We start from the raw sequence: 5,525 nt of genomic DNA, 5'->3' as shown, positions 1-5,525 counted from the left end.
TAATCCTGTAAAGAGTGAAATCGGTAAATGGCTTGAAGAACGTCTTGAAATAGAAAATCGCTACACCATTCGAAAAAATGTATACAGAAATCGAAATATTTCCTTACTAGATTCCATTGGGAAAGCTGTTCAAACGGAGTACTTCAGAAAAAATATGCTGTAGGACAGCAATGAAACCATGGTCGTTGTGATGGATTCTGTGATGAAAACACAAAGGCTTTTTGCCGGAGTAGGCGCCGCACATTTACCTGGTAAAAAGAAAATGGTGCCCTAGAAAAAATGCCTTATTACGGCTATCGTGCTACCGCAATTATGGATAGCGTCACAAAAACTACGTTGCCATTAAAGTCTATAATAAAAGATGGAAACTCCTATTTATCAGGGGTAAACTGGCAAAGAGGAACAAAATACAGATGCTTTTTTTAACTCTATTAAATTTTATCCTATAGTCTACACTAGTTTTAAAAGAGTACTAGACACCTGAAAAATTTATGATACAAATAAAGAGAAGAAAAATGCTTTAAAAGAGATTGAAAAGGAAATCAAGTGTCAAGGTCGCTGGATAGTGAAATAGTGGTTTTTAATTACGAATAGGAATCAAACAACACGGAACAGCGATTTTTTAATAAAAAGGACACATGATTACTCTACTCTTTTAACGCGGTTATTTCAAGTCCTCTAAGTTGTATAACAGGAACCTACAACTTAAAAGGTTTTTTTAAAAATATGGATTTTAAACCGTATTCTCTACCTTGTTCCGTTTCTTCAATATGAGGTTTAGGGGCAACAACCATTGCTATTCCCAAAGGAATAAACGTCGACAAAAACCCTTGTTCTACAAATTGCGTAACAAAGAACCTTGAAACTAAGAATAAAATGGTAAAACAAACTCCGTAAATAAGAAATACTTTGATTTTAGGACTCATAGCCATTAATTTTTATAAAGGTAAGTATACTCAATGGATGTAGCTTTTCTAGAATTTATTGAAATTTATTTTATTCTTAACAAAGGCAAAATTTTCAGTCATGGCAATAGCTACGGCTGAAAATTTTAACATGAAAAAGAAAAACACTAAAGAACCATCACTATATAGCAGCTCCACAGCATCAATACTTTTTGTTTTTTTACTTCATAGAACAGAACGATTTTTTAATTTGGAGCAATCTCAAAAGTATACTTCTGTTACATCTTAAATACCTTCTTACTGAAAATGGACTTTAAACCGTATTCCTTGCCAGACTGCACTTGTACCGCATGTGGTCTGGGAGCAATCAACCAAGCAAATGCTATGGGTATAATGGTCGTCCAGAAAGTGGGATCTTTAACAAACTGCATGATGATGTACTTTGCTATTAAGAAAGCTCCTAAAAAAATAATCACATGAATACCTAACATTTTAAATCTAGGATGCATTAGGCTTCTTCTTTTAAAGCAACAGGCGCGTGACTCTCAGAGATACCTATAAAGTAATCTTCTAATTCCTTAAAAGTAGCACTACTCTTCTCAATATCTTTTACCACTTTGCCTTTTTCTAAAAGCACCACTCTTTGTGCCACCTCAGTCACGTGAATTAAGTCGTGACTAGAAACTAAAACAGTCACTTCAGGATCTTTTGCGAGTTCTTTGATGATTTTCTTAAGTCTGATTTGAGTAGATGGATCCAAGTTTGCAAAGGGCTCATCTAGGATCACTACTCGTGGATTACCTATTAAAGCAGCGATAATCCCTACTTTCTTCTGATTTCCTTTAGAGAGGTCTCGCAAGTACTTTTTCTGTCCAACAGCTTCACCATTGAAAAAATCACTATAACTCGCGATAAGAGCATCAATATCTCCCTTATTCTGTCCTCTTAATTCCCCGATAAAATAAAAATATTCTTCTGGTGTGAGGTACCCTATTAAAAAGCTTTCGTCTATAAAAGCACTGGTAAAAGGTTTCCAGTCTTCGCTTTGGTCTATTCTTACATCGTTTGAAATGATGTGACCACTAGACGGCTCTATCAGATCTAATAAAAGAGAAAAAAGGGTGGTTTTTCCGGCTCCATTATTTCCTACCAGACCTATGGCCTGTCCCTTTTGAATTTCGAGATGTTCTATATCCAAAACTTTAATTCCGTTGTACTGTTTTGATAAGTTGTTTATTGAAATCATAATAGTTGTATTCTTAGTGTTTTTGTTTGTCTCGCTTTAGGATACCAATCATATCGATATAAAGGCTAGCGAAATAAAAATAAATCTGATCTACTCTTAATTTTTCTCAGAATAAGCGGCTATGGTATCGTACTTCTCATTCTTATAAATATCCTCGATAATGTCAAAAATTTTGTTCCTGAAAAGTAATCCTAAAACTCCTGTTGCTGCAATAGCAAAGTATCCAGCACTTTCATTAATTGTAAGTGCAAATGCATAATAAATAACTACTGGTAAAACCAGTTTAGGAAGGAGCAACAATAGTGTTTTTGCATTAAAAGCTTTGGAATCACCAAAAGCCTTTTTAGTCGTCATTAAATCAATAGGTGTTTTTACAAAAGCACCACCCCATAAAACTACGGAGCTGTTAAAACCAATATTATAAAAGGCACCAGCTAGCATTCCTAACCACCAATCGAGTCCGAAATACAAGTAAAAAGTACATAACACTGTGCTTGCCGCAGTAGCCGCCACCATAAGCCACCATTTACTCAATAGAAACTCGCGGTAAGGTATGTTTTGCGACATCATTAATTTGTAGTAACTACTGTCCCAACTCGGCACAAGTCCTCCAAAACTGAATAAGAATCCACCTGTACAAAATAGACCTGCAAAAACTTTGATACCGTTCCAACTGGAGTACAAATCGTTCATAAAAAACAAACCGTACAGCACAAAAAAGAACCCCATAAAAAAGGTCATTTTTGCTCGTTTATTACGCTTGATCAACTTAATATCATTCTTTAAATAGGTAGACAATTTACCAAATCGGTCTAGGAAACTTAAATCCTCTGTGGTGGCTTCTTTTGAAATTGCTTTTAATCCTTCATCCAGATAAAGCTGTTTTATAAAATAATGGTAGGCATAATAGGCGGTGCATGTCAATACAAATAGCGGTGCTATAAATGTTCCTACATTTTTATAAAAAAACATAAACACAGGACCTGTATATAGGGTAATATCAAAAACGCCGTAATACTGTGACAAGCCTAAACCTGCAATTAACGCAATAACAGGATAAAATACTTTATCCATATTATTCATAAATACATTTAGAAAATTAATCGCTAGAGTAATGAACAACATAGCAAGGTGCCAGCTTATGACCCCAGAAATACTGTAATCTTGAACTATTAAGACCACACTAAACGGAATAAAGAAAAATGCTGGTAAGAAATTGAAAAAGGAAAAAACTGTTTTACCCAAAGCATAGTTGACTATTTTCCCTTTCTTAAAAGGCAAATACAACAAAGGCTTGATGTTTGCCACAGGCATTTTTTGTAACATGTATCGGTACCCTATTTCTACAGCAAACCAATAAATCAAGAATCTATTTATTAATTCAAAAGGATCAGACGCCATAATAGTTCCTTTTTCAATAGCATCTTCTATAATGAAATAACTAGCACCTCCAAAAACTGCAAATTCCACTATAAATAAAAAAGCAAAGAAACCTATTAATATTTTTATAGCAAGATTCTGTTTGAATGCAGCGCTTCTGACGAAGCTTTTCCATTCTAGATGGATAAATTGTTTGATCATTAGTGGTGTGATTTAAATTATTAGTTACAAAAATTATAAAAACGTTACAGCTTGATATTCCTTTACTATTTTTGCAGCTTTAAAAATTGAACATGATCTTTCATCATCTTAGTATAAAACAAGTTACTAAAGTTACTTCTAAAGCGGTAGAAATACTTTTTGAAATTCCTCAAAACCTAAAAGAAGACTTTACACCTGCCGCTGGCCAGTACTTAACCCTACAAGCAATCATAGAGGGAAAAGAAGTGCGTCGTGCTTATTCACTTTCGAGCGCACCGCACGAAAAGCATCTAAAAGTAGTCATTAAAGCTGTAGAAAAAGGTGTTTTTTCTAACTATGCGATGACTTTGCGCGCAGGCGACTTATTAGAAGTAGCTGCTCCAGAGGGTCTTTTTGTGCATAAAGCAAGTGGTACTGCTCAAAACTATCTAATGATTGCTGCTGGTAGCGGTATTACGCCTATTACCGCCATCATAAACGATGTTCTTACACAAGAACCAGATAGTAAAATAGCTCTGATTTATGGAAACCAATCGGTAGCGCAAACCATTTATTACGAGCCATTCAACGACTTAAAAGATCAGTATGGGGACCGTTTCTTCCTTAAATATTGTTTCTCTCGTGAGGAACGTGATGAAGCATTATTCGGTCGTGTGAGTAAATCTAACCTCAACTTTTTCTTGAAACAAGTTGTTGGTGATCTCGTTTTCTCAAAAGCCTACTTATGTGGACCTGAAGAAATGATTGCCATGGCAACAGAAAATCTAATAGAAAAGGAAGTGCTTGCCCAAGAAAATATCAAATTTGAGCTTTTTTCTACCAAAGAAAATGAGATTGAAATAACGGAAGACAGTCACTTGACCGAATTAGTCGTGATTCTCGATGACGAAACACACACACTTACCGTAAAACGCAGCGATAATTTACTGGAAGTGATGATTAAAAACGAGATTGATGCGCCCTACAGTTGTCAAGGTGGTATTTGTAGCTCCTGCATTTGCCAGATAGAAGAAGGAACCGCACAAATGGCAAAAAACGCCATCCTTACCGACAAAGAAGTAGCCAGCGGACTTTCTCTAGCGTGTCAAGCCTATGCGACAAGTGCTAAAGTGGTGATTAACTTTGACGAGGTTTAATCTGATAATTGCCTTCGGTCACCGCGTCTCGTGTTTTTAGATGAGTACCAACCTCTTGGCACTGAATTGAGGTATGCTTCCATCATAACTTAAACATTGAAATATTTTCTTGATCCTAAAGCGTCAGAAAATACCGACTTTGTTATTTTCTCATTGTCCTTCCAGAAAATTTAACTGGATAGGATTATAAATAGAATGGAAAGTTAATTCCAGATTTATCTGGAATCCGTTCTACTATCTGAACGATTATAGACTCAAAAGAGTCTGTCGCGCTTTCAACTGTAAAACCTTTTTGCTCGCTAGCTATGCTCTTTACTAGGCTGTCTTCACTTTGAAAAAGCGAACCGCTTTTCAAAGTGGATCTGCCATAATTAATGTTGGTAAGGTTTAAATTTGTTCTCGATCTCAACATAAAGAACAAGATTATAATTTAAGAAAGTGACCTGACACGCTAAAACAAATACTTAGCCGATTCATCACCAAAAATTTTATACTTTAGATGAAATCAAACGTCAAAAATCAGTTGTCGGTTTTAAATACTCATCTCAGGAATATCACCAGCAACAATCAAGGTTCCTTCTGTAGCCTTTTGAATTTCTTCTACACTAACTCCTGGAGCGCGTTCCAAGAGTTTGAATCCCTTATCCGTCACTTCAA

At 35.5% G+C, this 5,525-nt stretch carries 6 protein-coding genes and 1 pseudogene; 1 reads left to right on the top strand and 6 read right to left on the bottom strand.

The annotated features are described in order from the left end of the window. Positions 1-698 precede the first annotated feature (698 nt). The 4 genes from ACJAT0_RS12450 to ACJAT0_RS12435 form a co-directional block, all read right to left on the bottom strand. Entirely contained in the window at positions 699-926 is a 228-nt protein-coding gene (locus tag ACJAT0_RS12450; protein WP_415181914.1) for a hypothetical protein, read from the bottom strand. Positions 927-1,183: 257 nt separating this feature from the next. Further along, positions 1,184-1,414, bottom strand: a complete 231-nt coding sequence (locus ACJAT0_RS12445) for a hypothetical protein (RefSeq protein ID WP_374002680.1) — start codon at positions 1,412-1,414, stop codon at positions 1,184-1,186. Next, positions 1,414-2,151 (bottom strand): ABC transporter ATP-binding protein, encoded by a 738-nt coding sequence (locus ACJAT0_RS12440; protein ID WP_374002679.1) that lies wholly within the window; start codon positions 2,149-2,151, stop codon positions 1,414-1,416. The genes ACJAT0_RS12445 and ACJAT0_RS12440 overlap by 1 nt, the downstream gene beginning before the upstream one ends. Before the next feature lie 96 nt (positions 2,152-2,247). After that, positions 2,248-3,732 carry a DUF5687 family protein gene (locus ACJAT0_RS12435; RefSeq protein ID WP_415181913.1) on the bottom strand — a complete coding sequence of 495 codons (1,485 nt, stop codon included), beginning with the start codon at positions 3,730-3,732 and terminating at the stop codon, positions 2,248-2,250. Positions 3,733-3,824: 92 nt separating this feature from the next. Between ACJAT0_RS12435 and ACJAT0_RS12430 the strand changes: the two genes are divergently transcribed. Further along, positions 3,825-4,868, top strand: a complete 1,044-nt coding sequence (locus tag ACJAT0_RS12430) for a 2Fe-2S iron-sulfur cluster-binding protein (protein WP_415181912.1) — start codon at positions 3,825-3,827, stop codon at positions 4,866-4,868. Positions 4,869-5,052: 184 nt separating this feature from the next. Here ACJAT0_RS12430 and ACJAT0_RS12425 read toward each other — a convergent pair whose 3' ends face one another. Further along, positions 5,053-5,280, bottom strand: coding sequence for a hypothetical protein (locus ACJAT0_RS12425; protein WP_415181911.1), 228 nt, complete (start codon positions 5,278-5,280; stop codon positions 5,053-5,055). A 120-nt stretch (positions 5,281-5,400) separates the two neighbouring features. Beyond that, positions 5,401-5,525, bottom strand: a pseudogene (locus tag ACJAT0_RS12420) (succinyl-CoA--3-ketoacid-CoA transferase); the annotation flags it as partial.

Source organism: Nonlabens sp. (assembly GCF_047636915.1).
Classification (GTDB): domain Bacteria; phylum Bacteroidota; class Bacteroidia; order Flavobacteriales; family Flavobacteriaceae; genus Nonlabens.
The sequence above is the reverse complement of the archived record's forward strand: the minus strand, read 5'-3'. Positions and strand labels throughout refer to the sequence as shown.